Annotated in this window: 3 protein-coding genes; all 3 read left to right on the top strand. The window is 66.5% G+C overall.

Translation table 11 applies throughout. The annotated features are described in order from the left end of the window. Positions 1 to 1,675 (top strand): ATP-dependent zinc metalloprotease FtsH (gene ftsH, locus JWQ89_RS22095; RefSeq protein WP_299644784.1); only part of this gene is annotated, 1,675 nt, incomplete at its 5' end. A gap of 110 nt (positions 1,676 to 1,785) precedes the next feature. Next, complete coding sequence (locus tag JWQ89_RS22100) at positions 1,786 to 2,637, top strand: class I SAM-dependent methyltransferase (RefSeq protein WP_299644785.1); 852 nt, start codon at positions 1,786 to 1,788, stop codon at positions 2,635 to 2,637. 187 nt (positions 2,638 to 2,824) lie between these two features. Further along, on the top strand, positions 2,825 to 2,949 hold a 125-nt coding region (locus JWQ89_RS22105; RefSeq protein WP_299644798.1), incomplete at its 3' end, for a hypothetical protein.

Consider the following 2,949-nt stretch of genomic DNA (forward strand, 5'->3'; position numbering starts at 1 on the left):
GGCCCGCGGCGTGCAGATCACGGCGCGCGCGCCTGAGCAGAGCCCGTTCTGGGCGATCCTGCTCTCCTCCTGGCTGCCGTTCATCGTCATCATCGGCGTGTGGTTCTTTTTCATCCGGCAGATGCAGGGTGGGGGCCGTGGCGGCGCCATGGGCTTCGGCAAGTCGCGCGCCAAGCTGTTGACCGAGACGCAGGGCAAGATCACTTTCGAGGACGTCGCTGGCGTCGATGAGGCCAAGCAGGACCTCGAGGAGATCGTCGAGTTCCTTCGCGATCCCGGCAAGTTCCAGCGGCTGGGCGGCAAGATTCCCCGCGGCGTGCTGCTGGTTGGCCCGCCTGGTACCGGCAAGACGCTCATTGCCCGCGCCGTCGCCGGCGAGGCCAATGTGCCGTTCTTCACCATCTCGGGTTCGGACTTCGTCGAAATGTTCGTCGGCGTGGGCGCTTCGCGTGTCCGCGACATGTTCGAGCAGGCCAAGAAGAACGCGCCCTGTATCATCTTCATCGATGAAATCGACGCCGTCGGCCGTCACCGTGGCGCAGGCCTCGGCGGTGGCAATGACGAGCGCGAGCAGACGCTGAACCAGCTGCTGGTCGAGATGGACGGGTTCGAGGCGAACGAGGGCATCATCCTCATCGCCGCGACCAACCGTCCGGACGTGCTCGATCCGGCGCTGCTGCGCCCGGGCCGCTTCGACCGCCAGGTCGTGGAGCCAAACCCGGCCGTGCAGGGTCGCGAGAAGATCCTCAAGGTGCACGTCCGCAAGGTGCCGCTGGCGCCGGATGTGGACCTAAAGGTCCTGGCTCGCGGGACGCCCGGTTTCTCCGGTGCGGACCTGATGAACCTCGTCAACGAAGGAGCCCTCCTGGCGGCGCGCCGCAACAAGCGCTTCGTCACCATGGCCGAGTTCGAGGACGCCAAGGACAAGCTGATGATGGGCGCCGAGCGCCGCACCCTCAGCCTGACCGAGGAAGACAAGAAGCTCACCGCCTATCACGAGGCCGGCCACGCGCTGCTCGCCATCAAGATGGACGCGTCCGATCCGATCCATAAGGCCACCATCATTCCGCGCGGTCGTGCGCTGGGCATGGTGATGCGCTTGCCGGAGCGCGATCAGGTGTCGCTGACCCGCCGCAAGGCCTATGCCGACCTCGCGGTCGCCATGGGTGGCCGCGTCGCCGAGGAAGAGATCTTCGGCTATGACAAGGTGACTTCGGGCGCCTCCGCCGACATCAAGATGGCCACCGGGCTCGCCCGCGCCATGGCGACGGAATGGGGCATGTCCGACAAGCTCGGCCCGCTGCTCTACGGCGACAACCAGGACGAGGTGTTCCTCGGCCGCTCGATGATGCAGCGCCAGGTCCACATGTCGGACGAGACGCAGAAGGTGGTCGATGAGGAAGTGAAGCGCTTCGTCGACGAGGGCTACCAGACGGCTCAGAAGGTGATCCGCGAGTATATCGATGATCTCCACACCATCGCGCAGGCGCTGATCGAGTACGAGACGCTGACCGGCGACGAGATCCGGGGCCTGATGGACGGCAAGACGCCGCTCCGCCCGGTCGACACCGATCCGCCGGTCAAGTCGACTGGCGTCCCCACCGCCGGCAAGTCGGGCAAGAAGCGCCCCGACACCGACCCGGGCACCGCGCCCGAACCGCAGCCGGGCAGCTGACGCGCCCGAGCATCACATCAGGGCCGCCCTCCGGGGCGGCCTTTTCGTTTCAGGTTGTATTTTGCTTCGGGCTGTCCCAAACCCGCTCCTGACTGTTCCGGAGCCCATGCGTGAAGAAACCGAAGAAGCACGCCGACCTCGACCTGTTCGCCCGCATGCTCAAGGTGTTCGCCGATACCCCGTGGCTGCACTATGGCCTCTGGCTCGAGGGTGAGACGCCGAGTTTCCCCAAAGTCCGGCAGGCGCAGGAGCGCTATGTGGACAAGCTCCTCGCGCTGCTGCCGCCGGCGCCGGCGAGCATCCTCGATATCGGCGGCGGCACCGGCGCCATGGCGGGGCGGCTCGCCTCCCTCGGCTACGAGGTCGAAATGCTGACCCCGAGCGACGTGCAGGTCGGCATCGCCCGCGAGGCGCTGGGCGACAGCGTCACGGTACACCTGTCGCGACTCGAGGAATTTTTCCCCGGCAGGCGCTTCGAGGTGTGCCTGTTCTCCGAGAGCTACCAGTACATCCCGCTCGCCGCCTCGTTCGCCAAGCTCGAGGAACTGCTCGCTCCCGGCGGCCGGGTGGTTATCGCCGATTGCTTCCGCAGCGACGCCTTCCAGGGGGGCAGGGCGATCGGCGGCGGGCACCGCTATGCCCGGTTCCTCGAAGCGGTGGAGGAAGCGGGCTTCGCCATCACCAGCAACGAGGACGTCACGGCGCTGGCGGCGCCCTCGATCGAGATCGACCGCATGCTCTATCGCGATGTGCTCGCGCCGGTGGTAACACAGCTGGGCGGCCTGCTCGAAGAGCGCCGGCCCGGGACGCACTGGCTCGCAACGCGGGCCTACCGCATGTTCGTCAGCGGCAACGAGCGGCAGCGCATCGCCGACCGGCTGAAGGCGGAATACCGGACGCCGGAGCTATTCATCGAGAACAATACGTACCGGTTCATGACCCTCGAACGCAGGGCGGGCTGAGGGTGCCGCGATGCGGAGCATCGTCGATCCGAGCGGAGCGGGGAGCGACATTGTGGCAACACCAACGGGCGGACGGCAAACCAGGCCGCATATCCGCCCCGATTGCCCGGTTAACGAAACGGAACCAATCTGTTTCGTAAGTTGAGGGCTTGGCGCTAGATTGCGCCTTCCCACCAAGGGGGCTTCGATGGCGCGCAGGTATTTCGGCACGGACGGCATTCGCGGGCTGGCGAACGGCGACAAGCTGACGCCGGAACTGGCGATGAAGGTCGGCATGGCCGCGGGCCTCAAGTTCGTCAACGGCGACCACCG

The sequence above is a fragment of the Devosia sp. genome, from assembly GCF_028290645.1.
In the GTDB taxonomy this organism is placed as follows: domain Bacteria; phylum Pseudomonadota; class Alphaproteobacteria; order Rhizobiales; family Devosiaceae; genus Devosia_A.